20 protein-coding genes and 1 riboswitch are annotated in these 26,107 nt (G+C 52.4%); of the genes, 7 read left to right on the top strand and 13 right to left on the bottom strand.

Going from position 1 to position 26,107, the window contains the following annotated elements:
* Positions 1 to 23 precede the first annotated feature (23 nt).
* Complete coding sequence (locus PLD04_08985) at positions 24 to 1,025, top strand: cyclopropane-fatty-acyl-phospholipid synthase family protein (GenBank protein ID HXK68468.1); 1,002 nt, start codon at positions 24 to 26, stop codon at positions 1,023 to 1,025.
* Positions 1,026 to 1,032: 7 nt separating this feature from the next.
* Here the strand turns inward: PLD04_08985 and PLD04_08980 are convergent, their stop codons facing one another.
* From PLD04_08980 to PLD04_08960, 5 genes are all read right to left on the bottom strand, one after another.
* Entirely contained in the window at positions 1,033 to 1,362 is a 330-nt protein-coding gene (locus PLD04_08980) for a DUF1475 family protein (GenBank protein HXK68467.1), read from the bottom strand.
* Positions 1,363 to 1,445: 83 nt separating this feature from the next.
* Positions 1,446 to 3,206, bottom strand: coding sequence for a sulfatase (locus PLD04_08975; GenBank protein ID HXK68466.1), 1,761 nt, complete (start codon positions 3,204 to 3,206; stop codon positions 1,446 to 1,448).
* Between the two features lie 384 nt (positions 3,207 to 3,590).
* A complete protein-coding gene (hflC, locus tag PLD04_08970) occupies positions 3,591 to 4,502 on the bottom strand; it encodes a protease modulator HflC (GenBank protein HXK68465.1) in 912 nt (303 codons plus the stop codon).
* Positions 4,499 to 5,476, bottom strand: a complete 978-nt coding sequence (gene hflK, locus PLD04_08965; GenBank protein HXK68464.1) for an FtsH protease activity modulator HflK — start codon at positions 5,474 to 5,476, stop codon at positions 4,499 to 4,501. The genes hflC and hflK overlap by 4 nt, the downstream gene beginning before the upstream one ends.
* Before the next feature lie 64 nt (positions 5,477 to 5,540).
* A complete protein-coding gene (locus PLD04_08960; protein ID HXK68463.1) occupies positions 5,541 to 5,804 on the bottom strand; it encodes a hypothetical protein in 264 nt (87 codons plus the stop codon).
* 125 nt (positions 5,805 to 5,929) lie between these two features.
* Here PLD04_08960 and PLD04_08955 point away from each other — a divergent pair, with 125 nt between their 5' ends.
* The gene (locus PLD04_08955) at positions 5,930 to 8,338 is read left to right on the top strand and encodes a cohesin domain-containing protein (GenBank protein HXK68462.1); all 2,409 of its coding nucleotides are present in this window, start codon (positions 5,930 to 5,932) and stop codon (positions 8,336 to 8,338) included.
* Here the strand turns inward: PLD04_08955 and PLD04_08950 are convergent.
* Complete coding sequence (locus PLD04_08950; GenBank protein HXK68461.1) at positions 8,319 to 9,968, bottom strand: HD domain-containing phosphohydrolase; 1,650 nt, start codon at positions 9,966 to 9,968, stop codon at positions 8,319 to 8,321. The genes PLD04_08955 and PLD04_08950 overlap by 20 nt on opposite strands.
* 245 nt (positions 9,969 to 10,213) lie before the next feature.
* On the opposite strand from PLD04_08950, the gene PLD04_08945 reads away from it, so the two are divergent.
* From PLD04_08945 to PLD04_08925, 5 genes are all read left to right on the top strand, one after another.
* A complete protein-coding gene (locus tag PLD04_08945; GenBank protein HXK68460.1) occupies positions 10,214 to 10,756 on the top strand; it encodes a DUF4390 domain-containing protein in 543 nt (180 codons plus the stop codon).
* Positions 10,749 to 12,824 carry an ATP-binding protein gene (locus tag PLD04_08940; GenBank protein HXK68459.1) on the top strand — a complete coding sequence of 692 codons (2,076 nt, stop codon included), beginning with the start codon at positions 10,749 to 10,751 and terminating at the stop codon, positions 12,822 to 12,824. Before PLD04_08945 ends, PLD04_08940 begins: the two co-directional genes overlap by 8 nt.
* Positions 12,825 to 12,842: 18 nt before the next feature.
* A complete protein-coding gene (locus tag PLD04_08935) occupies positions 12,843 to 15,047 on the top strand; it encodes a hypothetical protein (protein ID HXK68458.1) in 2,205 nt (734 codons plus the stop codon).
* The gene (locus PLD04_08930) at positions 15,047 to 15,544 is read left to right on the top strand and encodes an RDD family protein (GenBank protein HXK68457.1); all 498 of its coding nucleotides are present in this window, start codon (positions 15,047 to 15,049) and stop codon (positions 15,542 to 15,544) included. Before PLD04_08935 ends, PLD04_08930 begins: the two co-directional genes overlap by 1 nt.
* Positions 15,539 to 15,737: riboswitch (cobalamin riboswitch) on the top strand. It overlaps the preceding gene by 6 nt.
* 13 nt (positions 15,738 to 15,750) lie before the next feature.
* Positions 15,751 to 17,547, top strand: coding sequence for a TonB-dependent receptor (locus tag PLD04_08925; protein ID HXK68456.1), 1,797 nt, complete (start codon positions 15,751 to 15,753; stop codon positions 17,545 to 17,547).
* A 58-nt stretch (positions 17,548 to 17,605) separates the two neighbouring features.
* Here the strand turns inward: PLD04_08925 and PLD04_08920 are convergent, their stop codons facing one another.
* The 7 genes from PLD04_08920 to PLD04_08890 all read right to left on the bottom strand — a co-directional run bounded on the left by PLD04_08920 (position 17,606) and on the right by PLD04_08890 (position 26,103).
* The gene (locus PLD04_08920; protein HXK68455.1) at positions 17,606 to 19,306 is read right to left on the bottom strand and encodes an AMP-binding protein; all 1,701 of its coding nucleotides are present in this window, start codon (positions 19,304 to 19,306) and stop codon (positions 17,606 to 17,608) included.
* 39 nt (positions 19,307 to 19,345) lie between these two features.
* Positions 19,346 to 19,945: a DNA-3-methyladenine glycosylase I gene (locus tag PLD04_08915; GenBank protein HXK68454.1), complete on the bottom strand. Its 600-nt coding sequence runs from the start codon at positions 19,943 to 19,945 to the stop codon at positions 19,346 to 19,348.
* Positions 19,946 to 20,008: 63 nt separating this feature from the next.
* Positions 20,009 to 20,713 (bottom strand): hypothetical protein, encoded by a 705-nt coding sequence (locus PLD04_08910; protein HXK68453.1) that lies wholly within the window; start codon positions 20,711 to 20,713, stop codon positions 20,009 to 20,011.
* Between the two features lie 278 nt (positions 20,714 to 20,991).
* Complete coding sequence (gene gpmA, locus PLD04_08905) at positions 20,992 to 21,741, bottom strand: 2,3-diphosphoglycerate-dependent phosphoglycerate mutase (protein ID HXK68452.1); 750 nt, start codon at positions 21,739 to 21,741, stop codon at positions 20,992 to 20,994.
* 2 nt (positions 21,742 to 21,743) lie between these two features.
* Entirely contained in the window at positions 21,744 to 22,793 is a 1,050-nt protein-coding gene (locus tag PLD04_08900) for a class I fructose-bisphosphate aldolase (protein ID HXK68451.1), read from the bottom strand.
* A 110-nt stretch (positions 22,794 to 22,903) separates the two neighbouring features.
* Entirely contained in the window at positions 22,904 to 24,646 is a 1,743-nt protein-coding gene (locus PLD04_08895; GenBank protein ID HXK68450.1) for a KamA family radical SAM protein, read from the bottom strand.
* A gap of 329 nt (positions 24,647 to 24,975) precedes the next feature.
* Complete coding sequence (locus PLD04_08890; protein HXK68449.1) at positions 24,976 to 26,103, bottom strand: cysteine desulfurase family protein; 1,128 nt, start codon at positions 26,101 to 26,103, stop codon at positions 24,976 to 24,978.
* Positions 26,104 to 26,107 lie beyond the last annotated feature (4 nt).

The following is a 26,107-nucleotide window of genomic DNA, read 5'->3' as shown; positions in this document are numbered from 1 at the left end:
CCTTTTCCCTTATTCCCGATTGCATGATCCGATGGGGAATTCGCAGGCTTCTTGCCAGACGCCTCAGAGAAGAGCACGCCGACAACGGTGAAGCCAGTATTCAGAGACAACAGGACTTGATCCTCCGATTGAGTCAAAGTCCGATAGCCCTCCACACACGGGACGCCAATGAGCAGCACTATGAGGTTCCAACATCCTTTTTTGAAAAGGTACTTGGCAAGCGTCTCAAATACTCCTGCGGATACTGGCCGGAAGGAGTGCGAGACCTGGACAGCGCGGAACAGGCATCCCTGCAAATGGTTATCGATCGAGCAGAGATTCAAAACGGTCAGACTATCTTAGACCTTGGGTGTGGTTGGGGTTCACTTTCGCTTTTCCTTGCCGAGAACTTTCCGGAGGCTTCGATCACCTCGGTCAGTAACAGCAGCACCCAGCGAACCTTTATTGAAAATCGCTGCCGAACTCTCGGGTATGACAATGTCACGGTAATTACTGCAGACATCAATGCATTTTCCCCACCGGCCGCCTACGACAGGATTATCTCCATCGAAATGTTTGAACACATCCGGAACTATTGCCTGCTTATGAATCGGATTTCTCACTGGATGAAACCCGGCGGCAAACTGTTTGTGCACCACTTTTCGAATGTTCATGTTGCCTATCCCTTTGAAACCGGAGGAGATTCGGACTGGATGGCTCGATACTTTTTTACCGGGGGAATGATGCCGTCAGACGATTTTCTCTTGCACTTCCAGCAGGACTTGCAGGTTTTGCGGAGATGGCGATTAAATGGAAATCACTATCGAAAAACCTGTGAGGCATGGCTGAACAATATGGATTCTCACAAAAAGACCATTCAGGATCAGTTCAAGGATAGGTACGGGAAGAAGGATGCCATGAAACTGTGGTCATACTGGAGAGTCTTTTTTATGGCCTGCAGTGAATTGTTTGGATACCATAATGGAGAAGAATGGGTTGTCTCTCACTACCTGTTTGGCAGGCGGGAGGATGGTCCCGGCGTATAACCCGGCATTACCTCTTCCCCGTAAAAAGGTGAGTCATCGGATCTCCATGACAGGTTCTGAGGGAAAGAAATACATATACAGCAATGGCAAAGTTGCCCAGAGTCAGAATCCCCACCAACCAGGCAACCCGTTCCATCCAGTTCTTCTCGCGCCACGCAATCCAGAACCAGATGGCCACAAAGGAAAAATAGGTGTCAAAAAGCGTCGCCTTTCCCCAGGGATCACTCCATAAATCGGCCGCCGCCAGGAAAACATTCCTGTCAAGACTTGCATGGATCGTGACCACTGTCATGGACAAAAAAACCACACCACAATAAAGCATGAGTAATCGTTTCACATTTCCCTCCTTACTCTGCTATGGATCGTACATACGAACGCTCTTTGCAACCCGGAGAACTCATTTCGTGCTTGTCCCTGGAATTACTGGATATACCCCACCGATTTCAAAGCCTTCACCTGTTCTTCATCGGGAACAACTTTTGTTTGTCCAATCGTTCCCAGCATCTTTCTTCTCTGCCGTTCCATGGCCGAGACCCGGGGATCGGCGGGATCCCGAATCGGGTTATGCTCCATCGGATCGATGGACAGGTCCAGGAGTTCGAATCCTTCTCTTGCCAGGGCTTCTGTATGGGTCCAGTAATGTTTCGGAGGAATATTGGTGACTTCAGAACTGTAAAGAATATATTTCACATCACTTCGAATGACACTTTCCAACTCCCCACCGTACAGAGACTGCTCCGAATAGATCCAGCGATTACCCGGGGAAGGTTCCAGAAGCGATATTCCCTCCCTGGACTGTGCCCTTGAAATACCAAGAAGATCCATGAGTGTGGGGAAGATATCGATTATGGAACGAGGTTGCCAATCCTCTTCTCCCCGTTGTCGATGTCTCATGTCCACCGGTAGCCGGACAATCAGGGGGACATGAAGAACTTCATCGTACATGGAATGGCCGTGCGTGTAGAGCCCGTGGTCAAAAAATTCTTCGCCGTGATCGCTCATCACGATCAGCAGGGTGCGATCGAACGTATTCCTGACCTTGAGTTCGTTGATCAGCCTTTCCAGTTCCCGGTTCACGTGCATAAATTCGTTACAGTAGACGGAACGAAGCTCACTGACAAAAAATGGACGATGCGCTTCCGGTAATTCGTAGTACCCGTTCAGTATGGGCTCCCGTTCCAGGGTCAGATCGGGAATGATGGATACCATGTCCTGCTCGGCATGCTTATAGGGTAGATGCGGCTCCATGAAATGAAGGTATTGAAATACGGGCTCGCGGCTATCCTGTAAAAATCGAATAGCCTGATCGATGACAAATCTGGCATCTCCATTGTCCCGCTTGATCGATTTCGAAAAATCACGGTCACCCCAGCGGAATAGCAGGGGGTTGGTTTGAATGGACACGCATCGATACCCGACATTGGCCAAAACATCCTGAATCTGTACCAGGTTCCTTGCCGGAAAGGGATTCCCGTAATCGACACCATGCATATGAGGAAGCATTCCTGTAAACAAGGAGAGGACAGAGGGACAGGTCCAGGTTGAGGTCGTCCGCACGTCGTGAAACTTCATCGCCCCATCAGCGATTGTCTGGATGGTTCCCAGCCTCTCCGTGGAATCGAACACCTGGTCGTACCTCAGGGCATCCACGACGACAAGGATAATGTCCGGCAGTGACGCCTTGGCGTGTCCCCTGGGTACAAGAAATGTCGCTGCGTAAAGGATCACCATCCCGAGGATACAGCTGCCCGTGACAATTCCGACGCCCAGAACGCCGGGCTTTTCCTCATACCGGACGGAAATAAGGGTAAAGAGGATCCAGGCGATGAGAACCAGAGTCACAATACCGGTATTCAATTTCTGCACATCCAGCGTAAGGGACTGTGTCAGGCAGATCAGGGGGATCGTGAAGGCCAGAACTGCACCGTAGAAAACGGGCAGCAACGCATTTCGAAGAAGAGTGACGGTGCATTTCGATCGAATGCGGAAATAGAGATACTTCACTATCAAGTATGCGACGAGGACCAGGATCGGGCCGTAGATCATGTCGACATTCGCGACCAGGTTCATCCGAACCTTCAAGGCTAGCATGTGAAAAAGTTCAAGTTTGTACAACCTCACCAACGCCGCCCAGTCGAAGGTCGGATAATCCAGAATCATAAAGAGACAGAGGTTATACATCAGAGGAATATCTTTCAGACACTCGCTGAGGTAATATTTCGATCTAAGTATCATGGCTGATACCGCGAAAAAATTCAGTAATTTTCCTCAACACAAACGTATTGTACCGGGATCTTCAGGAAGAACCAACCCGGAGAAAACTAATGAAACAACTCTGAATGAGATGCCCGGACCAACGATCCAGGTGTTGGCTGCAGGAAGTGCAGGTAAGGTGCATTTTCTTCACAACGTAAGAAAGGCTGACTTCAAGGAGGCTCCTGATGGCCTGGCCATATGTTCAAGACTCTCTTTCCTTCCTATAATTCAACATTCAAGTTCCGACCCCGTGAATGAAAAACGGGCACGAATGCTTCGTGCCCGTTGGTGTCGTTATTGCCCGAACGATCAGCGCAGGCTCTTCAGATACCGATAGAGATCGCTCTTGGTGGTAAGGATCAGCGTGTCATTGCCCTTCAGGGTCTGACGGTAGGTTTCGAGGCTCTTGACGAACTGATAGAATTCCGGGTCCTGATTATAGGCCCGGGCATAAATTCGAGTGGCCGTAGCATCGGCCTTACCGCGGATCTCCTCCGTTTGACGGTAGGCATCGGACTCGATTTCATTCTTCCGTTTCTCCACCTGCCCCTCGATTTCAGCCTTTCCTCCCGTTCCCTGAGCTCTGTATTTTTCCGCGATCTGCTGCTGTTCAGAAATCATACGCTCATAAACTTTCCCTTGAACCTGGGAGGTATAGTCAATCCTCTTCACCTGGAAATCGATCAGCTTGATCCCCAGTTCCAGTTCTTTAATTTTTGCCGATGTGCGCTCAAAAATATGAGATGTTATCTCTTTTCTCTGACCCTCTTCATTCCTTGTTTCTTCCCCTGTAACGATGGTCTGTCCCGTTGAACGCACGATTTCAGCGAGGGGATAACTCGAAATCACGTCCCGGACCGTTCCGTCCAGGATATCATCGAGTCGGGTCTGTGCACCCCTTTCGTCCACGACGGTCTGGTAAAACCTGAGCGCATCGGAAATCTGCCACCGTGCATAAGCATCCACAAAGATGAACTTATTATCCAGCGTGGGGATCCGTTCCGGATCTCCGTCCCAGGCAAGGATTCGCTTATCAAAGATGTGAACGGTCTGAAAGAAAGGAATGCGGAAGTGAATCCCAGCTTTCGTCACGGGATCTCCCACGGGTTTTCCCAGCATGACCACTATGGCCTGCTGCCATTCATTGACAATGTAGACACAGGAGGAACAGGCGATAAGAAGAACCAGAACAACTACACCGGCAACGATGGAAGTTCTCATGGTTTCACCTCCCTGTCCAGCGGAAGGTAGGGGATGAGGCTCTTCTGGTCGGCATCGATGACATAAACCTTGCCGACCTTGGTCATCACCTCCTGAAGAGCTTCGAGGTACAGCCGCTGGCGGGTAACTTCCCGGGCTCTCTGATACTCTTTCATGAGATCCTCAAATCGTTTAGCCTCACCCTCGGCACGGTTAATGCGGGCGACTGCGTAACCTTCCGCCTCACTGATCATCTGCTTGGCTTCGCCTTCGACCTTGTAGATGACCTTGTTATATTCCCGTTGCGCTTCGTTCAGCATCTGCTCCATTTCCTGCTTGGCCCGGTTCACCTCATCGAATGAATCTTTGACAGGATCCGGCGGATGAACATCCTGGAGCTGGACCAGCTTGACCTGAACACCCACATCATAGGCATTCAGGATCGCCTGAAGGTTCTGCAGTACTTCCGTTTCAATGGTCTCTCTTGAGGATTTAATGACCTTATCAAAGGCCAAATCACCGACAGCGGCACGCATGGCAGTTTCGGTCACGTCGCGGATCGTGTCCTCAACGTTGCGAAGCTGAAACAGGTACTTCATGGGCTCACTGATCTGGTACTGCACGACCCACTCGACGTCCGCAATATTCAAGTCCCCCGTGAGCATCAGCGATTCCTGGTCGAATTCTTCCGGACTGTAACGCGTGTGTTGCCCAGCCTCCAGGGTCCGGAATCCAAATTCCATCTTGTACTGAAAATCGGTTTTAACCTTGAAAACGCGATCAATACCAAAGGGGAGCTTGAAATGAGGTCCGTACGAAGCTGTTCCGTGAAGCTTGCCAAAACGAAGAATCACGGCCGTTTCGTTCGGTTCAACCTGGTAGTAGGAAGTCGCAAAAAAGATCAGCAGAAAGATACCTCCCAGGATCCAGAACACTGCCTTCCCGGGAATCTTCGGCCATTTGGGGGGAAAATCAATTATGACGGGTTCACCCATAGGTTCCTCCTGGATAAAAAAACCCCGGCGAGCCGGGGTTCACCTTTACGCGTAGAACAGAATGTTATTGCGCAGGAGCTTCCGCGGGAGCCTCGGCAGGAGCCTCCGCAGGAGCTTCGGTGGTCTCGGCGGGAGCTTCACTGGTAACGGCTTCACCTTCCGCAGTGCCTTCCTCTGTCGTCATCTCCTCGGCGGGCTGTTCAGGGGCCGGTGTCGGAGCGGTCTCAACCACTTCCTGAGATTCGGCGGCCTTTTTCTGACAGGCGACAAGAGAGAAACAACCGAGAATAAAGAGACCCGTAACAAAGAGTGCGATAAAACGTTTCATACTTCCTCCTAATGTTGGTAGAGAATTCCCTCTCTAACGAATATTGAGTCCGCTTATTTTAGCACAGAGAGCACTGTGGGTCAAACCGATAACGACAGGAAAGTCCGCTGTGGTAGGATGTGGTTATGAACCGTAACATTTCCATGGTCCTTTTCCTTCTTGTTTTACTGCCCGCACTATTTTTCCCGTCCATCCTTTCCTGTTCCCTCTACGCCCAAACTCTTACCGCCCCTTCTCTCTCTGTTTCCTGCGGGGACACGGACCAGATCCTGGACATCACCCTCGACGATGCCGGAGGCATGCTGGCCTACCAGTTCGACATCGTCTTCGATCCCCAGCTGATCACACCCCAATCGATAAATACCACACCTTTTTCTTCCTCGTTTCCCCCCTTCTGGAACGTGTCCGGCGACCGGATCACAGTCGCATCATCCTCAGGGTCTCCCCACCCGGGAGGCGGAGGTGTGCTCTGTCAGATTCATATCTCGGTTTCAGATACAGCTCCGGATGGCTCCACTTCACCTCTGGACCTCCAGAATGCACTGATCAACGATAACCCCGTGGCAGAAATTGATGGAATATTGTCCATTCTGTGCGGATGTACAGGTCCACCACCCGATTTTGCTCTCATCTCCCCTTCCGACGGTGCATTGAATCTTTCGACCTCTTTCACTCTGGACTGGGAGGATGCCGGGAGCCCACCCGACAATGCAACGTCCTACGACCTCTACCTGGGACGGGGATCTCCCCCCCCCCTCCATACATCCGGCATTACCCAGTCCACAATCGATGTGACGGGCCTGGATAGCAACGCAACCTATTACTGGTATGTAACGGGGATCAACAATTGCGGACAGACACCCACTCCGACCTGGACCTTCTCTACACTCCAATGCACAGCCCCACCGAGCACCTTTACAAATCTTTCCCCGGAAGATGGGGCTTCGGGAATCGTCCCTCCTTCCGTCATCCTGGACTGGGAGACGGCCCAGGGGGCAGCCAGCTACGATCTCTATCTCTCCTCCCATTTTCCGCCGGATCTGTACCGCAGCCAGATCAATGTATCTCAGACCACGGTCGCCGATCTTGTTGCTGGAACAGCGTATTACTGGTTTGTCCGGGCAAGGAACGAATGTGGTATCACGGATAGTCCGGTATGGGGTTTTGCAACTCAGGCGGAGTACACGGAGTACATTCCCGTCGTCGCGAGGGACATAGGCGCCCACAATACCAACTGGCGTTCTGACCTGGCGCTCTTCAATCCAGGTGACACTTCCACACCCTATACATTGACGTTCCGTGACGCAAGCGGGGACCATCCGCTTTCCGGAACGATCGAGCCGGGCCACAGCGAGCGTTTCTCTGATGTCGTCGGTGCGTTTACATCCTCGTTCAAGACCGCCGGAAACCTCCAGATCCTTTCCGACAGGGCATTGATTGCAACCAGCCGTACATATAACGATCTCGGAGACGACGGCACCTTCGGCCAATTCGTTGCATCGGTTCAACCCGGAGATTCTCTCTATGGCGAAGGAATGCGATCTGGATCTACAGGGTATCTGCTGGGCCTGGACGACGTCGATCCTTTTCGAACGAACATCGGATTTTCTGAGATGTGCGGCGAATTCACACAGGTTCGCGTATTCAGTTCATCGGGAACCACCTCGGTAGATCTGCAGCCCTACGAGTGGATTCAGATGCCTCTGGAAGATCTGGGACTTGTCTTTTCTTCCATTGCCCGGATCGAAGTTCTATCCGGAGGATGCGCATCGACGTATGCCTCGGTTGTGGATAATCGAACCGGGGATGCCATCTTCATCCCCGTTCAGCCCCTTCCCACCGGAGACTCTTTGGAAACCGCAATCATCATCCCGGTTGCGGCACGAACTTCGGGCAACCAGGACACTCTCTGGCGGACGGACCTGTGGATCTATAATTCGTATCAATACGATACCGATCTTGCCGCCACTTACAGAAGTGCAGAAGAAACCCTTTCCACCTCTATTCACCTCCCGGCCGGATCGGAATTCTTTATCCAGGATGTTCTGGAGGACTGGTTTGAAATCACGGAGGGAAACACCTCGGGAAGCCTGATACTGGAGGGCCCCTTTGTTCCCATTACGGTCCGGATATACAATGACAGGGGAACGCAAAAGGGAACCTATGGTCAGAGGGTCCTTGCCAAAACCCTGGAGGAATTGTCCTCATCAGGTTCCCGGATTCACCTGTCCCACCTGACCCACAATGCCGAGTACCGGTGCAATGTCGGTTTCACGGAGGTCACAGGTACGGAAACCAGCCTCCTGATCGTCCTCTATGACCATGACGGTAACGAGCTTGGGAGAAAAACCTATACTGTACATCCCTTTTCCAACCTTCAAATCAGTCCGATCTTTGAGGATATGGAAATTGAGGGCTATTTCGATTCCGTTCGGGCAACGGTTGAAGTTTTATCGGGAGGGGTTATTTATGCGTATGCATCTGTCGTGGATAACCGGAATGGAGACGCGATATTTATACCGGCTGTTCCTTGACAACCGTGTCCTGAAACCTGGCCGTGTCTCCCCCCGTCTCCCCGGATACAAGATTTCGTGCCTGGACAAAGGTGATAAAGCGCTGGACCAGGTCGGGATCGAACTGAATCCCGGCCTTCGACCGCAAAATTTCGATTGTCTGACCCGGAGAAAGTGTAGGACGGTACGAATCCCTTGACGTCATGGCATCCCAGGCTTCGATGATATGAATAATCCTGGCCCCGAGAGGTATGTCCTGCCCCATCAGCTGGCCCGGATACCCTGTGCCGTCATAACGCTCATGGTGGTAAAAAACCAGAGAATAGACATCGCTGGCAAAGGGAATATCCTGAAGGATATATGCACCCACCTTAGGATGCTGTTTTAATAGTTGCAGCTCCGAGTCACTGAGCCGTTTCTTATGGTAAAGCTTATCGTAATCCAGTTCTCTCATTCCTACATCATGGAGAAGAGCGGCGGTCGTGATCCGATCGATCTCAATCTGATTGATTTGGAGCTGGAGGCAAAATTCATGGGCCAGCCTGGAAACGTTGACGGAATGGATTTTCAGGGAACTGAACCGATCGAGACCGGGGTCGATAAACTTTTCCAGGAGATACTCCAGAGTCTGTTGTTCCAGATGCATCGAAAGTTCAAGCATGAGGGATCGTTTGAACGAAGGAAGGAGTCCCTGGATGATCGTTATGGATTCCGAGGGCAGGTTCTCTTCGGAAAAGACACTGAAGAAGATACGGGCCCAGGGAGTTAAAAGAACAGGAACGTTCGCCTGACGGCGTAGAGAGGAAGAGGGAGCCTGCTCACCTTCAGGAAAGTAACGGTGTGAGAAAAAACCTTCTCCTGTGACCGCCTCCCTGACCTGACCCTTTGCATAACTAACGGCTTCATCCTTCAGCTTCTGGAGGCTTCCTCCCGGGAGCGGTGTCCGCCCTCCCTGAATCATAAAGGTGCCGCGTGCTGTCTGAAAGATCACCACCATCGTGGCAAATCCCCTGATCGGCATCAATCCGTCCACACAGGCCCGGACAGTACGGGCAAACTCCTGTGGCGGCTGAGAAACCGGGTGGAGGACCCGTTCTGACGGGGATGTAATCAGAGCTCCGATTCGCACCTGCAGATCTTCAATCGATTCCGTGGTTCCCGGGGCGGGAATCGGGATGCTATCCCTCTGGATCGAGCGGTGAATATCTTCCTCAACCTTCTGCTTTATCTGTTTCAGCATGCGACCGTATCGCATGGCTATTCCGTCAGCGACAATAAGGTCCTGGTCTTCAAAAGGAGCCTTTCCGGCTTTATCCCGGACATCCAGGAACCCGACAATCCGATCCAGATAGATGGGGGCAATCAGGATACGGGTCGTGTTGGCTTTGGTCAACAATGGAGCGAGATTCATCGCCTCTGTCAGGTTGTTGTAACAGAATGGCTTTCGCTCCAGAGCTATGAGCTGAACAACATGAGAATCTTTGGTGTGACGTTCGGTAAGAAGATCCGATTTTGTAAATCCATAATAGGTCTTAAGATGGAAGTCACCGTCACTTTCCATGAGATACAGTGCTGCCTTGGTTGCTTTCATCTCCTCGAGGCATGCGTACAGGATCTCCTTGTATTTCAGGTCAACGGCATTCACATCCATATGCGTATATTATAACCCAATATGATTGTTTCTTATCTACCCGGAAATCATACAAGCGGCCGCAGCCGTAATTGCCTCATAGATCAACAAAATCCATCCACATCCGTTATTTGTACCCATAACAGGCGTGAAGATCAACACCCCATCATCGCCGGGAGATCCATAATGAAAATCCTGCGTCTACCTTCCCGGACGAGCCGGAAAGAGGAATATCGGGTTTCTTTTGGATATAATAGGTGGAGTCGATGAGAAAAATCTTTGCCTTCGTATTTCTTTGCCTTATCTTCTCCGCCTCTTCCCGGGGAGAGGAAGTCAGGGTTGAGCACTTCGAACTCAGTGTTGAAGGACGGGTGATTTCCGCATCGATTTCGATTACCCCGCTATTACCCCAGGAAGTCGTGGAGCGAATTCGTGGGGGACTTCCCGCCGTATTCACCTACTGGTTCACATTACGCGAACATTCGTCCCGCTGGCGGGACAGGAAAGTCATGAAAACCCGCGTTTCCGTATCGGTAAAATACGATCCGGTCCGTGTTGAGTATCAGGTGACCTATCGCCAGAAGGGGGAGCTGGTGGACACCCGGATCTTCCACCACTGGCAGGAGGCTGTCAATGCCCTGACCAAGCTGGATCGATGGGAAATTTTCACGGTCCCGTCCGATGCCCTGGATGAAATGTTATATATAGAAGCCTGGGTGCACCTTCTTCCCAGGACCAAGTGGCTATTCATCCCCGATGACATAAAAACGGATGAAGTATCTTCCTCCCACTTTGTCGTCTATGACTGATCGGCAGCCTCTTCACAAGAACAACCGAATGATCTTCACCGTTCTGGTGGCCATCATGGCAGGAATCACCCTGCTTTACGTCCTGATCCTCCGGGAACAGCTTCTCCCCGGATGGTTAATCACCCATAAAGCCCTTATCTTCGTCCTCTGGTACCTCGATGCAACCCTTCTCATTATCTTTGCCTTTATCCTGATTCGTTATCTTGTCAAGCTCATTCTTGAACGCCGCAGCAAAACCTACGCCTCCCGGCTTCGAACCCGGGTAGCCTTAAGTTTGACGGGAATGATCCTGGTCCCCGTTCTCTATCTTGTGTTCATTGCCATCGACCTGATCCTTCACGCAAACTCAGTTCCCAGGGACTTGAAATCCGTCGCCGAAGCATCCAGAAACCTGGCACAGGCTTATACCGCCAGGGAAGCCGGTGAGATTCGTGAGCTCGGGCATACACTGACTTTACAGCTGAAAGGAAAATCACCCCAGACATGGCCGGATGTCGTATCCGAATACATGTCCGGCTCCGATCTTACGGCAGTAGAGGTATATCAGGATCGAAGACCTCTCTTTTCCAATGTCCGGCCGCCGATGGACAACCAGGGCTCTTTTCAGATCCCGGGATCATTTCTTAAGGAAATCGACCAGTACGGTGAGGGCATCCTCGTAGAGAAAAAGGGGCAGGTCTGGTTGATCCGGATTGGTTTGACCCTGCCGCAGAAACAGGCACTGATGGAAATCGTCATTTCCCGATCGATGGACGGAACCCTAGGCGAAGATCGGGCGACCGTTCTGAATACCGCACAGGCACTGGACCAGCTCCGATTGGAGCAGACCACGCTGACCATGACCAGGATCCTGATCTTCGTTCTATTGACCCTGGGGATGACATTCGGTGCGCTCTGGTACGGGACAACCCTTTCCCGATATCTAACACAGCCCCTGAAGGATCTTCTGGAAGCAACGCGGCGGGTCGCTTCAGGAGACTTTCAGGTTCACGTGGAAGAGGCGCCTTCCGATGAATGGCACACCCTTATATCTCAATTCAACGAGATGACAGGAGAACTGCAGCAAACCCGGTCCCTCCTGCTGAAGGAGAGAACCAAGCTGCAGCAGATTCTGGAAATTACTCCGGTAGGCATTGTGGCAATGGATTCCACGGGGAAAGTGAACAACGCCAACCCGGCAGCCCGAGCCATCCTGAATCTCCCGCTTGAAACTCAAAATCTGCAGGACCTGCCTCAGGAAATCAAAGACCTTCTCCATTCCAGGGATGAAAGTACCCATGGCCACAGCAAATCCAGTTTAACCCTGGATGGCGCCTACCTGGAGATTGGGATTCTTCCTCTGCCCGACGGGGGAAAACTTCTCGTTGTTGAAGATCTGACTCAGCTTGTACGAGCTCAAAAAATGGCTACCTGGCAGGAAGCCGCCAAGCAGATCGCCCATGAGTTGAAGAATCCCCTAACTCCAATCAAGCTCTCTGCTGAGCGGCTTCTGCTCCGAAGCCGAAGCAGTGAACCTGATGAATCCCTTATTGAGGGCACGTGCAATACCATTCTCCAGGAAGTTGATCACCTCAAAGGTCTTGTGGATGGATTTCTCCAGTATGCCCGCCTCCCTTCACCAACGCCGAGACTATTGGATATTCAGGAGATCTTTCGTAATCTAGCGGATTTGTACAAGGATATTAAGCCGGGTGTATCAATCCTCATGGACTGCGAGCCGGGAGTGGTGATCCTGGCCGATCCCCAGCTATTGAGACAGGCCCTGACCAATCTGCTTGACAATGCAGTTGAGGCCTGCAGTGCGGGTCAGACAGTGACCCTCCAGGGAAACCAATCGAAAGAGGGTGTAATCCTTCGTATCGCCGATGAAGGAAGAGGTATTCCCGAGAAAGACAGGGAACATATCTTTCGCCCCTACTTTTCAACAAAGGGAAGAGGATCGGGTCTTGGCCTTTCCATCGTTCACCGTGTGATTCAGGACCACGGCGGGACAATTCATGTTGAGAACAACAAGCCCCGGGGAACCGTATTTACGATCACAATGCCCCTCGTTGAACTCCCGGGCTAAAATTGATACCATAATCCCATGACCAACATGGCATATCCGGGTAACGCTGAAATTCCGCAAGAAACAAAAAATCGTGTCATCGCAACCTTCCGGCAGACGCTAAAGCTCTTCAACGAAGGCAAGATGGACGATGTGATCGTGGGGTGTGACTTTATCATGAAGCTGGATCCACTCTTTCAACCAGCGGTGGATCTCATGACAAAGGCACAGAACCCCGGGGCTCCTGTGGATATTGAGGTCCATATGCGTACCTATCTGGAAGAAGCTCCCTCAAAATCCACGGAGGATACGCTGATCGAAGCTATCGAGGCTTTAAACAGCGGCAACTTTGAAGCCGCAATCCAGGCATGCCATACCATTCTTCAGAAGGATCCAGGAAACAACGAAGCCCGCGATATTTCCCAGAGGGCGCAGGAAGAGCTGGAAAAATCGACGTTCGTGAAACAATTCACCCAGAAGGCCGAAGAACTTCTGAGCCAGGGCATGACCCAGGAAGCCATGCAGTTTATTCATAGCGGCCTGGAACTGGATGAAACGAACCAGCATCTTCAGGGTCTGAAACAACGGGCAACGCAGAAGATGGAGATGACTCAAAAAACTGAAGAAGCCCCATCAGACTTTTCCTTTGAGCCAACGGTTGAAGAGAGTCCCGGACCTTCAGCGGGCATGACCTTTGAAGCTGAAGTCCCCCAGGATATTGATGAGACAACGATTCTGAAAGAATCTCCGGCCGCCGCTCCGGAAGATCAGTCCTTCGCATTCGATGCATCTCCTTCCGGTGATCCTGAACTGGAAACAGACTCCACCCCGACTCCCCCTGCAGAATCGGATGACGATCTCCAGATTGATACTATCGGAAGTCCGGGTGACGTAGATTCGGCAAATTTTCAAATCGATTCCTCACCTGAACTGGAAACTTCTTTTGGATTCGGCGATCAGGAGCTGCCGGAGCCGGAACCCCCATCCGCTCCTCCTCCCCGGGAAGCGACACCCGCAGCCGATTCGTCCTTCGATTTTTCCTTTGACTCCTCGGAAGAGCCCTCGGACGATCGGATAAAGGCCCTGATCGATGAAGGTGACAACCACTTTCATGCCGCTAAATTCCAGGAGGCCATCGACGTCTGGAGCCGAATCTATCTGATCGACATGAACTCCACGGCCGCCAATGAGCGCATCGAAAAGGCCAAAGAAGCCATGGCTGAATCGGAGCGGAAAATCGAGGAAATCTATACGATTGCCGTTTCCCTTTTCGATCAGAATAAAGTGGAGGAGGCGAAAGCTAAGTTCGAAGAGGTTCTTCAGCATCAGCCTCAGCACCTGCAGGCCAGAAGTTATCTCCAGCGTATCCAGGCCGCTGCCGCCCCCAAGGTGGAAGAAGCGGTAAAGGCCGAACCGGCGGAAGAAGAATCATTCCTCCCGCCTGCTGCAGCTGAAATTCCCGAAGAACTTCCCAGAAAGAAAAAGACACCGGTTCTTGCAGCCATCATTGGAGCTGTTATCATCATTGTCGCTGCAATAATCGTGGTGTCAAAATTTATGCCTTCCGATTCCGGCAAGGACAAACCGGCAAAGCTCACGGCCGACATCCTGATCGAACATGCCGAACAGCTGTATCAGCTGGGCAAAGTCGATGAAGCGCTTCAAAAATTAAATGAGATCGAACCCACCGATCCTTTGCACAATCGGGCTCTCGTACTGATCGAAAAATATCGCCAGACACCAACAAGACCGAAGGAACCCCCGAAGGAGGCGAAGGCGACCTTTGATTCTCTCCTCAGTCAGGCCCGAACGGCAATGAAGGACAATAAGTTTGGTACGGCAGCGGCCCTCTATCAGCAGGCTTCCTCTTTGCAGGAGCTTCCTCCAGAAGATGTCGATTCCTATCAGAGGGCTGCCGGGTTTGCGGATGCTCTCAAACAGGCAGAGGGTCTTTACAACGATCGGAACTACGAAAAGGTAACCGCGGTTCTCTCCGCCCTCATGGATCAATACCCGGAACAGAAAGAGGCTCGGGAACTGCTGGCCAACGCTTACTATAACCGGGGCATCGACTATCTCAAGGATAAGGACATGGTCAATGCCGAAAAGAGCTTCGGTGAGGCCCTGGCCCTGTATCCCAACGATCAGATGGCAGAGAAAAATCAGCGTCTGGCAAAGTTGTACCAGGAATATTCAGTCGATCTTCTTTACCGGATTTACACAAAATATATTACTTATCGCTGATGACAGACGACCTTTCTGATCTCCCGCTTCATGAAGAGGGCCTTTCATCCTCGGGAATCGCCTTCCAGGTTGACCTCCATCCCCATCCCAGGCCCCGCGAGGGGTCTCCGGTACGGAGGTTACTCGCCGCCCTGTTCGATGGGACCATATGGCTTTTGACCTTTTTAGCCCTCCTGCTCCTCCTGCGGATCACCTTTTCCTCCAGTCCCTGGTTACCGCACATCCTTTCCGCGTCTATCGAATCGTTCCTTCTGGCCGGCCTTGGCATGCTGCTTCCCGCCTTCTTCTGGGGCCAGACCGCGGGCATGGCTCTTTTCCGTCTCACAATGGTCGATCGTGACGGAGAACCCCCCGATGCCCAGACCACTGTGGGATGGTTTGGCCTTCACCTCCTTTCCTGCCTTACCCTGGGTATCTTCGGCACTCTCTATCATAAATGGGCCATCGATCGACCCTACTTTATCGTTGACTCCTCCTCACGAGAAGCGATAGAATAAACTGACAATCCATGTTCCACCAGGACGGCTAAGGGAAACCGGTTAAATTCCGGTGCGGCCCCCGCCACTGTAACCGGGAACGAAGCAGAGAACGCCACTGGACCATGAGGATCCAAAGGGGTTTCAGGTCCGGGAAGGCTCTGCAGAGGATGATCCGGAAGCCAGGAGACCTGCCGGTCCAGCATAATACACACGGGAGGTGTACGATGTGGAAGGCCCATCTGGCAATCTTATTTCTCTTTTCAGCATCCTTGGTCACGGGTTCCGATTTCGGAGAAGTGATAACCGTTACCGCCACGCTTCTTCCCGATAGCGACCTTCGAAGCGGGGCTGCGACAACGGTTCTGGAAGGAGAAGATCTCCATCAGTTCGAGGAGCAGACCGTGGGCGACCTCCTGGGTCTCCTGCCGGGACTCACAACCGCCCGAAGCGGATCACCCGGGAAAGTGACCTCTCTATTCACCCGCGGGACAGAATCGGATCACACACTGGTCATGTTTAATGGCGTAATCCTGAATTCTCCTTACTTTGCCGGGTTTGACTGGTCCACTCTACCCGTGGAAGGCATCGATCGGGTTGAGGTTGTACGGGGCCCCTTCTCCGCCCTGTACGGTTCCGATGCGGTGGGGGGTGTCGTTCAACTTTTCTCCAGACCTCAGGAGGGCTTTCGCGCAAGGCTTGGATTGGGAGAAAAAGGGTACCAGCACGCCGGAGCCACCTTTGGAACCGGATCCTTCATGGTCCATCTTTCCACTCACGGTGAAAACGGAATGATGGAGAATGACACGTTTGACCAGTCTCAGGCGTTGGTTCAGGCTGAAGGCGAGCACTGGAACCTTCTGTACAGCTTTGGCACGCAGGAGGTCGGGATCCCCTACAATGAGGGCATGTCAAGTCCGGAACGCAGAATGTCTACCCGCACGCACACCTTTGCTCTCCCCTTCCATACCCGCCTTTATGATTCCTTTCTTTTAGAAACGGAATTCACCCACCAGTACTCCAACTTCACCTTTTCTGACCCCGATGATCCCTGGGGATATACTTCGTCGGACACTACGACAGCCAGAACCACTGCGCGGGCCCTCCTTTCCTCGACCTGGAAACGGTGGACGTTAACCGGCGGTCTTGAAACCCGCCAGGAGGATGTTTCAGATCGCACCGCTTATGGGGTGAATCTGGACAATGAACGAATCCACAATGAAGCCGCCCTGATCAATGCCAGAATGGCAAACCGGATGACCAGCCTCACTCTCGGCGTGCGGGCAGATCGCCACAGCGCCTTCGGAACCACCGTCCACCCGCGTGCATCGTTCTCCATCTTCACCGGACCCCATACCGTTCAGATCAGTGCCGGAACATCCTTTCGGGCCCCCTCCGTCGGTGAACTGGCATTCCCATTTTCCGGTAATAACGATCTGAAACCTGAAAAGGGAACCACCTTTGATGCAGGGTATATCTATATCCGGCGTTCGGATCGCTTTGAAGCCCGTATTTTTTTAACCGATCTGGACAACCTGATCGATTTTGATTACACAACGTATTCATTCCAGAATATGGGAACCTCCAGGATCCGGGGTCTGGAATTCCAGTGGAACCACGCCTGGGGAGAAACGGCCACAGTTCGCACTTCGGTAACCGTACTGGATCATGAAAACACGGACACCGGCCAGCCTTTACTCCGCAGACCGGACCTCTCCGCGTCCCTGATCCTTACCGTTCACCCCACCCTGAACCTGCAGACCCTGGTGACCGGCCGTTACGTAGGTTCGAGGGACGACATCGACCCTCTCACCTACGCCCGGGAAGAGAATGGTGCCTATACCTGCTGGGACCTCGTTCTCCACTACGACATGGGCACCGTCACACCCTTTTTCCGTGTGGAAAATCTCTTTTCCGCCAACTATGAAGACATCCTGGGATATCCATCCCCCGGTCGACGCGTGATCTTCGGCCTTTCCATCGACGGCGGCACCTTTTCCGCCACGAAGGCGAAACCAGACTAAGAAAACAAGGGCGTCCCTGCGTTTCCTTCATGTTTAAACTTTGGACAGGGGGGCTGTTTTACTGGTAGAGGTAGCGCTTAATCTTTTCCGTCGGCGTCTTTTCGAATTCCCGCTCCTGAATCTCGTACCCGTTCAGGTGAGAGAAGTCGGGAAGGTGACGGTTGATCCGTTTGATCAGGTCCCGGAAATAGTGATTGATTTTTGTCCGTATCTCGTCATCATTCATATCGTACAATTTCAGTTCCTGGTAGAGGGTGTCGTAATCGGGAAAGATAATAGCGAGCAAACGCGGTTCTCGTTTCACCACCAGGGACTCCATCACACCGGGTTCCTGGTTCAGAAGCTGTTCGATTTCTTCCGGGTAGATGTTTTCGCCGCTGGCACCCAGGATGACATTCTTGGAACGTCCCTTCAAATGGAGATAATTGTCGGCGTCTATGAATCCCAGATCCCCTGTTTTCAGCCAGCCTTCCTCATCAAAAAGGTTCTTTGTGGCCTCAGGATTCTTGTAGTAGCCACGGGTAACATTGGGCCCTTTTGTAAACACTTCTCCAATCCCCGTTTCCGGGTCGGGCTGGTGAATCTTGATGCTTACCCCATCGATACTGTACCCGCAGCTCTGAAATCGAGTCTTTTCGATTGTCGTTGCCGTGATCAACGGTGAGCACTCCGTCATCCCGTATCCAACCAGGTAGGCAAAGTTCCCCTCCCGCATAAAGGTTTCCACCTCGGGGTTCAGGGGAGCTCCTCCAAAGGCCATCAATCGGAGACATCCTCCCAGGGATTCATGGAGCTTCCGAACCGCCTTGCGGAAGAAAATGGATCGCAGGTAAGGGATTTTCGTCAGGCCCTTCATGACAAGATTGGATTCCAGTTTTGGTTTAATGCGTCGAAAATAGATCTTCTCTATGATGAGCGGAACGGCGGGAACAAGCGTAGGCCGCACTTCCTGAAAGGCCTGCATCATGCGAGTTGGGGTGGGCTTCCCTTCCAGGTAATAGACTGAGGATCCGACGGAGAGTGGAAAGAGAAAGCCGACCGTGCATTCAAAGGTATGAGCAAGAGGTAAAAGGCTCAGAAAACGATCCTCAGCGGTAACAAGGCAGAATGTACCCAGCGCCTTTATGTTGTGAAGCAGGTTTCCGTGCGAAAGCATCACACCCTTGGATTGCCCCGTGGTTCCCGAGGTATAGATGATGGCCGCCAGGGTGTCGGGCGGAAGATCAAATGCGGCCAGCTTTGGATTCTTTTTCTCCTTTGTAAGCACTTTCCTTGCCTGGCGGCCCAGCTGGCGAAGGGCTTCCTGGACCTTATCCTTCAAATCGGGAATCTGATGGATCTCGATCTCTCTGAAATCTTCCAGAACATAGGCATGCTTCAAATGGGGAAACTTCACCCCTTCCAGTTTTTCCAGCTGAGCTGCAGAGGCAAAGACGGCCCTTGCCTCGGACATGTTCAAAATATTGTGAACGTTGGTTCCTGAAAAGTTCGCAAGAATCGGAACAATCACCGCCCCATAGGACACCGTGGCGAGGTAGACAAGCCCCCAGTGGATGGAGTTCGTCCCCAGGAGCGCAACCTTCTCGCCCCGCTTGAGCCCGATCTCCTGGAAAAGCTGGTGAAGATGGGTAATGGCCTCCCACGCTTGACCGTAGGTAATACCGGTCCCCGAAACCTCCTGAAGAAAGGGACGGTCCGTGAAGGTGTTCATGGAAGTGTGAATCAACCGGGTCAGGTTCTGTTGATAATCCTGGGACATGACCCCGTCATTATACACTGAGATTGCCTCCCTGAGCCTTTAGCGGTTCACCTGCATGGCGGCAATTTCGGCATGGCGGGGACAGGAGACAAGATGGTCGTTCACGAGCCCTGCGGCCTGCATATACGCGTAGCAGATGGTTGGTCCGACAAAAGAAAACCCACGGCGGGAAAGATCTAAGCTCATGGCCTCGGATTCCGGCGTTCGAGCGGGAAGATCCTCAATCCTGGCATATCGGTTCACGATGGACTTTCCACCCGTAAACTGCCAGATATATGAATCGAAGGTGGTGAATACTTCCTGAATGGATAAAAAAGATCTTGCATTTTGGACTGCAGCCCTGATCTTCTGGCGATTTCGAATGATCGAAGCGTTCCTGGCCAGGGACACCTCCTGATCGGATGTAAAGGCGGCCACCTGTGCAGGATCGAACCCGGCGAAGGCGTCCCGAAAGGCCTCACGTTTTTTGAGAATGGTCAACCAGTTCAGTCCGGCCTGGAAGGCATCAAGAACCATAAATTCGAAGTGCGTCCTGTCATCGTGAACCGGAACGCCCCACTCCCTGTCGTGGTAGGTTTCCAGTAAGAGGTGGGATTCTCCCCAGCATCGCTGAACGGGACTTTTTTCAGTCACGATCATCGCTCCCAGCCTGTGGATCGAATGGGATTGGACATCCTTCACTCCCGGGAAAGAGAGAATGAGTCAAAGACCAAAAAGGACCGCAATGGCCGTCATCATCTGAATTGCCGCTTTTTTCACGGTGTTATCGTCTCGTTCCTTTTCCGGTCTTGATTTTGTCCCATCACCGGATGGAAGGGCAGGATGGATCCCAAAAATCTCTCCGGATATGGACTCTATCCACTTCTCCACGGAAAGTTGTGCGCCCCCCTGAACACTTACGGTCCCTGAGGATGATCTTCGTTCAGGTCCTGATCGGTCTCCTGCCGCAGTCACCACACCGGCAACCTGGTCCGGGTAGGCACTCTGATAGGCAGAGCCAAGGGTCGGGCCTTCCCCCCCTTCCAGGATGATCACCGTATCCCGGGGCAGGCGACGCCTGAACTTTTCAATTTCCTCAACCACTTTCCGCGTATCATCTTCCGACAGCGCTTCTCCTCCGGCCAGATCCAGATCCGCAAGGCCGTAGAGATCATAATCCGTTGATGGGTGACTTGGGTCCGGATCCTGTCCTCCAAATAGAATAATCAGAGGTTGTTCTCCCTCGTGACGTTCCAGAATGAGAGGAACATCACGAATAGCTGTAATATCCACAATCCCACGGGGGAGGGTACGAAGCAGATCGAGATCAAGCTCGGCTGCCATCCGCTGGTCCGCGCACTGAAGGCTGCCAGCAGAAACGATGACAATCCAGGTAATCAGGATGAGATAAGATACGCCTCGGTTCAAAGGTAGAAAACTCCTGTTCTATTAATCCCCAGTTCTTCCTCCCCCACGGCTGTGGCGGCAAACAGGCCCGCAACTGCTGTGTCAAACTCAATTAAAAATCCTCGACGCAGACTCCTTTTCCGCCTCCGGAATTTTTCAGTCGTTTTCCTTGCATTTGCGAACATCATTACCGCCTTGTCATGCACCATACATGAGGCCTGCGGATTAAGTATAACAGAAGATCCACGCACAAGAAAAAAGGGGGCCCCGGCCCCCCTTGATTGAGATTTCCTGATCCATCAGGTTCCTGCTTTCCCCTGCCTGGCCACAGCCTCCGCAGCCTTTCGCACCGCTTCGGGATCCCCGAGGTAGTAATGCTGCAAGGGTCTCAGATCATGGTCAAGCTCATAAACCAGGGGAACACCCGTTGGAATGTTCAACCCTGGAATTTCCTCATCCGGAATTTCATCCAGATACTTGACCAGCGCCCGCAGGCTGTTCCCGTGTGCAGCGATGATAACCCGTTTTCCCGCGGTTACGTCTGGAGCTATTGTTGAATGCCAGAGAGGAAGAAATCGATCTACCGTATCTTTAAGGCATTCCGTGAGAGGGAGGTGGGCAGAATCAACAGAACCGTACTTCGCTTCGTGTCCGGGCCAGCGAGGGTCATCCCGTTCAAGGGATGGTGGCGGAACATCGTAACTTCTTCGCCATACGTGGACCTGTTCCTCCCCAAATTTTTCTGCCATTTCCGCTTTGTTCAAACCCTGCAGGGCTCCATAGTGCCGCTCGTTAAGCCTCCAGTGCCGAAAGACTGGAATCCACATCAGGTCCATTTCATCCAGAACGATCCACAGGGTTCGAATGGCCCGTCTCAGAACGGACGTATGGGCGACGTCGAAAGTAAATCCTTCCTCTTTTAAGGTTTTTCCCGCCAGGTGGGCCTCCTGGACTCCCCGTTCGGAAAGATCCACATCGGTCCATCCCGTGAAACGGTTTTCCTTATTCCAGGTACTCTCTCCGTGGCGCAGAAGGACAACCTTGTGAATCGTCACGCGACGGTAACCTCCTTGCAAAGGTAGACATCCTGTATAGCGTTAAGCAGCTCCACCCCATCGCTCATCGGCTTCTGGAATGCTTTTCGTCCTGAAATAAGCCCCATGCCCCCGGCTCTCTTGTTGATGATTGCGGTACGGACGGCCTGAGCCAGGTCGTTCTGTCCCGACGCGCCGCCGGAGTTGATCAACCCGGCACGGCCCATATAGCAATTGACAACCTGGTACCGGGTCAGATCAATCGGATGATCCGTCGTGAGGTCGGTGTACACCTTTTCCGAGGTCTTTCCGAATTTCAAAGCCTTATACCCACCATTGTTTTCAGGCTGTTTCTGCTTGACAATGTCAGCTTCGATCGTAGCGGCAAGATGGTTGGCCTGACCGGTCAGATCTGCGGACACATGATAATCCTTATCGGACTTGAATCCGGGATTTCTCAGATAGGCCCAGAGGATCGTCACCATTCCCAGCTCGTGGGCATACTGAAAGGCTTCGGTGACTTCCTGGATCTGACGCGTGGCCTCGTCGGAACCATAGTAAATGGTTGCCCCGACGGCAACCGCACCCATCTCAAAGGCCTGTTTCACATCGGCAAAGAGAATCTGATCGAACTTGTTCGGGTAGGTAAGAAGCTCATTATGGTTAATCTTGAGAATGAAGGGAATTTTATAAGCGTACTTGCGGCAGATGGATCCGAGCACCCCGAGAGTGGAAGCCACGGCGTTACATCCGCCCTCGATGGCCAGCCTGACAATGTTTTCCGGATCAAAGTAAATTGGATTGGGCGCGAAGGATGCTCCGGCTGAGTGCTCAATCCCCTGATCGACGGGAAGAATGGAGACATATCCTGACCCGGAAAGTCGCCCGGTATTGAAGAGATGCTGCATGTTGCGAAGAACGGCCGGAGACCGATCTGATGGAACCATAACCCGGTCCACGTAGGTCTCTCCGGGAAGATGGAGCTGATCTTTGGGTACGGTACGGCATTCGTGTTTCAAAAGGTTCTCTGCGTCCTCACCCAGAAGTTGTTGAATGCGATCGATCATATGTCCTCCTTCATGCCTGTGTGGAATACCCCGGATCAGTCCGGGGCTCTGATCCTGAATGTAACATAAATCCTTTCTGTCATCTACTCCCTGTCGGCCGACTCCTGCCTCTAAAAGTAATACCAGATCGTTTCATATTCAGAGGTATCTTCTCCCAGGGATTCCAGCCGTTTCAGGTAGTCAAGGATCGGCACATCCTGGTGAAGAACCGTGGATATGTCGTCCGTAATATTTTTTTCCCACGGATGAAATTCATAGAGACGGCTCCCGTCGGGAAGAATAGAGATCAGATCGCGATGCTGACGTGCGCGAAGATAGTTTTTCCCCATACCCGGGACATTGTAGACGGCCTCATCGGTGCGTGCCAGTCCGGGAAGAAGGCGAGCTTCTTCCTTCTGTTCCTGGAGGAGTCTCGCCAGCGGGACCCTGTAATCCTTTGTCTCCTCCTTTCCCTTTGTGTTAAAGGTGTAATAGGGCTCCACGCCCGCCCGAACAAGAATTCGCCGAAGCAGATAGGCTTCGAACCTTCTTGAAATGTGAAAGGTGTACACAAGTTGATTAAAGACGGAGATACCGCGGCTTCGTAACCGTTCCACGACGGTCACCGTATCCGGGGTAATTTCATAGGGATACTGAATATGGGTGACCACGGAAACCTGACGGCGGCCCGGAATACGATACCGCGCAAGAAGATCTGCCAGTTCCTCCGTGATTCTCATGGGGACCGTGACCAGTGTCCGGGTCCCGATCCGGATGCGCTCGATGGATGGAATGGCTGCCAGATCATTCAGGATCTCCTCCAGACGTCCGTCAGACATGGCCAGGGGATCTCCCCCGGTCAGAAGGACCTCATGGATGGCAGGATGGGAGCGTATCCACTCAACGGCAGCGATCCTCCGTTTCCCCGGAGCCAGAGCTCCGGGTGCCATGGCATCGTCGATTTCCCAGTTTCTCTGACAATAGACACAGATCTGAGGGCAGGTGTTGAAGGGTTTGTAAATGCAGATGCCCGGATAGCGCCGCGTGATCAGCTCAACCGGAGATGTGTCATTTTCCTTCATGAAGTCGAGACAGGAACGCTCCTCCCTGAGATACCCCTTTACATATTTGGTCGAAGGAATAACCTGCGCTCGCAATCCGATATCATGGCCCAGGCCGGGGTCATCATCCATGAGGGAAAGATAGTATGGCGTGATTCCAAAGGGAATCCCTTCCTTCCTCGCCTGTGTGACAGCCTTCTTCTCATCGGGGCGCAGTGTCACCAGATGATCCAGGAGATTCGGATCCCGGACAACGTTCCGCATCTGCCATCGCCAGTCATTCCACTGCTGAGAGGACACACCAAGCTGATGCATGAGATTCTCGACGCGCTTCCCTCGACGATGAACTGCATCTTCATCCAGACCCGTGACAAAGCGCGCAATCCGCTCATCCACGGCATCAGACAGCATGTCGAGCTGGCGGCTTCGGTGGAGTGCCGCCTCTCTGCCGTGCAGGCTTACCCGGGTAAGATAACGGGCTTCAAGATCCTTCTCGATTCCCCTTCCCTCCAGTCCCAGCATGAGATGAAGAAGTTCCGCATAAAAAGCCGGGGAGAGATCCGAACGTTCGACGTTCAACGCAATATCTTTCAGAGCCTGCAGGACTGAGAATTTGGAACGGTTTTCCGATCGCAACGAAAAAATCCTCTGGATCGTCCGCGCACAATCACGAACGCGAATAATCGATTTATCCGTAAGGTCATTCCCGTCGTGAAAGGTTTCGTACTCAACCGCATGGATATGTTCCATCATTCGCCTTCGAAATCCTTCCAGGGATTTCGTCCTGCGGGCAAAATAAAGGATATCCGGCACCTCGGATTTTAATCTTTCCGCGGTGAAACGATCTGCATTCAGAATGACTTCACCTCCTGAGGATGGATTCCCATCAGCAACTCCATCCCATCACGCTCTTCATATTGTACGAAATTCGTTAAGTTGTGTCAATAAATCCAGAGAATATTACTTGCTATAGAAATTAGTTTTTTTCTATATATGTACCGCAGGCCGATCCCGGTAACGGTCCAAATGTTTACGAATATAAATTGAGCATATATACGATATGTATTTTATTATATTATGATATATTCATCTTATGCGTTCACACTAAAATAGATCATATTCCCATGACTATGTGCAGACAATTATTGAAGAGCCCGCCTTACAATCGACACGGCCCGGGTGATCTCTCCTTCACAGGTCATTCGTCCCGTGGAGAAGCGAAGCGTTCCCATAGCGATCCTTGCGGGAACACCCATGGCCTCAAGGACATGGGAGACCGTTACGCCTTCGCCATGGCACGCGGCACCTGCAGATACGGCCAGTTCCGTTTCGAGCCGGTTCAGAATATCCGAGGCGATCCTGCCCGGAAATCCAAGGCTCAGGGTATTGGGGAGACGATAATCCGGATGGCCATTGAGCACAACATCCGGAAAAGCCATCTTTATCTCCCGATGAAGCAGATCTCTCATCTCTTTCATGTACCTGCCGTGCTCTTCCAGACCCCGTTTCGCCAGGGCGCAGGCCTTCCCGAGACCCACAATGTAAGCAACATTCTCGGTTCCGGCCCTTCTCCCGCGTTCATGGCCGGCACCATGAATCAGGGAATGAAGCGGAGTGCCGCGGCGGACAAAGAGAACCCCGATTCCCTTGGGGGCATAGAGCTTGTGCCCGGCCAGAGAGAGAAGGTCCACTCCCAGATCCTCGACGCTCACATCGATCTTCCCGACTGACTGGGCGGCATCTGTATGGACGAGTATCCCCACTTCATGAGCCAGGTCAGAGATTTCTTTGACGGGCTGAATCGTACCCACCTCATTGTTTGCATGCATGATCGAGACAAGGATTGTGTCCCGTGTTAAGGCTTTCCGCAGAGCTTCCCGATCCACGGTACCGTGCGAATCGACGGGTACCCGGGTGATCCTGAACCCTGTTCCCTCCAGATACCGGCACACCTCCAGGACTGCCGGATGTTCAATCAGGGAGGTCACAATGTGAGTACCCCGTTCCCGCAAAGCGAAGGCCACTCCTTTGATCGCATGGTTGTTCGATTCGCTCCCCCCCGAGTTGAAGACTATCTCATCCGGATACGATCCCAGAAGATCTGCCACCTCTTCTCGCGCCTTCTCCAGGCCCTTCCGGGCCAGCTGACCATAGGGATGAGAGGAAGACGGATTCCCGAAGTGGTGGCGCAGGTAGGGTCCCATGGCATCCAGGACTTCCGGATCGACCGGAGTTGTCGCGTTGTAGTCGAGGTAGAGCGCTTCAGCCATGAAA

It is taken from the genome of Thermoanaerobaculia bacterium, assembly GCA_035593605.1.
GTDB lineage: Bacteria > Acidobacteriota > Thermoanaerobaculia > UBA2201 > DAOSWS01 > DAOSWS01.
The sequence above is the reverse complement of the archived record's forward strand: the minus strand, read 5'-3'. Positions and strand labels throughout refer to the sequence as shown.

What these genes read in the sequence shown, in the direction of transcription:
- PLD04_08985 (HXK68468.1), top strand. Translation starts at nt 24, where the DNA reads ATGATCCGATGGGGAATTCGCAGGCTTCTTGCCAGACGCCTCAGAGAA.
- PLD04_08975 (HXK68466.1), bottom strand. Translation starts at nt 3,206, where the DNA reads ATGTATAACCTCTGTCTCTTTATGATTCTGGATTATCCGACCTTCGAC.
- hflC (HXK68465.1), bottom strand. Translation starts at nt 4,502, where the DNA reads ATGAGAACTTCCATCGTTGCCGGTGTAGTTGTTCTGGTTCTTCTTATC.
- hflK (HXK68464.1), bottom strand. Translation starts at nt 5,476, where the DNA reads ATGGGTGAACCCGTCATAATTGATTTTCCCCCCAAATGGCCGAAGATT.
- PLD04_08960 (HXK68463.1), bottom strand. Translation starts at nt 5,804, where the DNA reads ATGAAACGTTTTATCGCACTCTTTGTTACGGGTCTCTTTATTCTCGGT.
- PLD04_08955 (HXK68462.1), top strand. Translation starts at nt 5,930, where the DNA reads ATGAACCGTAACATTTCCATGGTCCTTTTCCTTCTTGTTTTACTGCCC.
- PLD04_08950 (HXK68461.1), bottom strand. Translation starts at nt 9,968, where the DNA reads ATGGATGTGAATGCCGTTGACCTGAAATACAAGGAGATCCTGTACGCA.
- PLD04_08945 (HXK68460.1), top strand. Translation starts at nt 10,214, where the DNA reads ATGAGAAAAATCTTTGCCTTCGTATTTCTTTGCCTTATCTTCTCCGCC.
- PLD04_08940 (HXK68459.1), top strand. Translation starts at nt 10,749, where the DNA reads ATGACTGATCGGCAGCCTCTTCACAAGAACAACCGAATGATCTTCACC.
- PLD04_08935 (HXK68458.1), top strand. Translation starts at nt 12,843, where the DNA reads ATGACCAACATGGCATATCCGGGTAACGCTGAAATTCCGCAAGAAACA.
- PLD04_08930 (HXK68457.1), top strand. Translation starts at nt 15,047, where the DNA reads ATGACAGACGACCTTTCTGATCTCCCGCTTCATGAAGAGGGCCTTTCA.
- PLD04_08925 (HXK68456.1), top strand. Translation starts at nt 15,751, where the DNA reads ATGTGGAAGGCCCATCTGGCAATCTTATTTCTCTTTTCAGCATCCTTG.
- PLD04_08920 (HXK68455.1), bottom strand. Translation starts at nt 19,306, where the DNA reads ATGTCCCAGGATTATCAACAGAACCTGACCCGGTTGATTCACACTTCC.
- PLD04_08915 (HXK68454.1), bottom strand. Translation starts at nt 19,945, where the DNA reads ATGATCGTGACTGAAAAAAGTCCCGTTCAGCGATGCTGGGGAGAATCC.
- PLD04_08900 (HXK68451.1), bottom strand. Translation starts at nt 22,793, where the DNA reads ATGATCGATCGCATTCAACAACTTCTGGGTGAGGACGCAGAGAACCTT.
- PLD04_08890 (HXK68449.1), bottom strand. Translation starts at nt 26,103, where the DNA reads ATGGCTGAAGCGCTCTACCTCGACTACAACGCGACAACTCCGGTCGAT.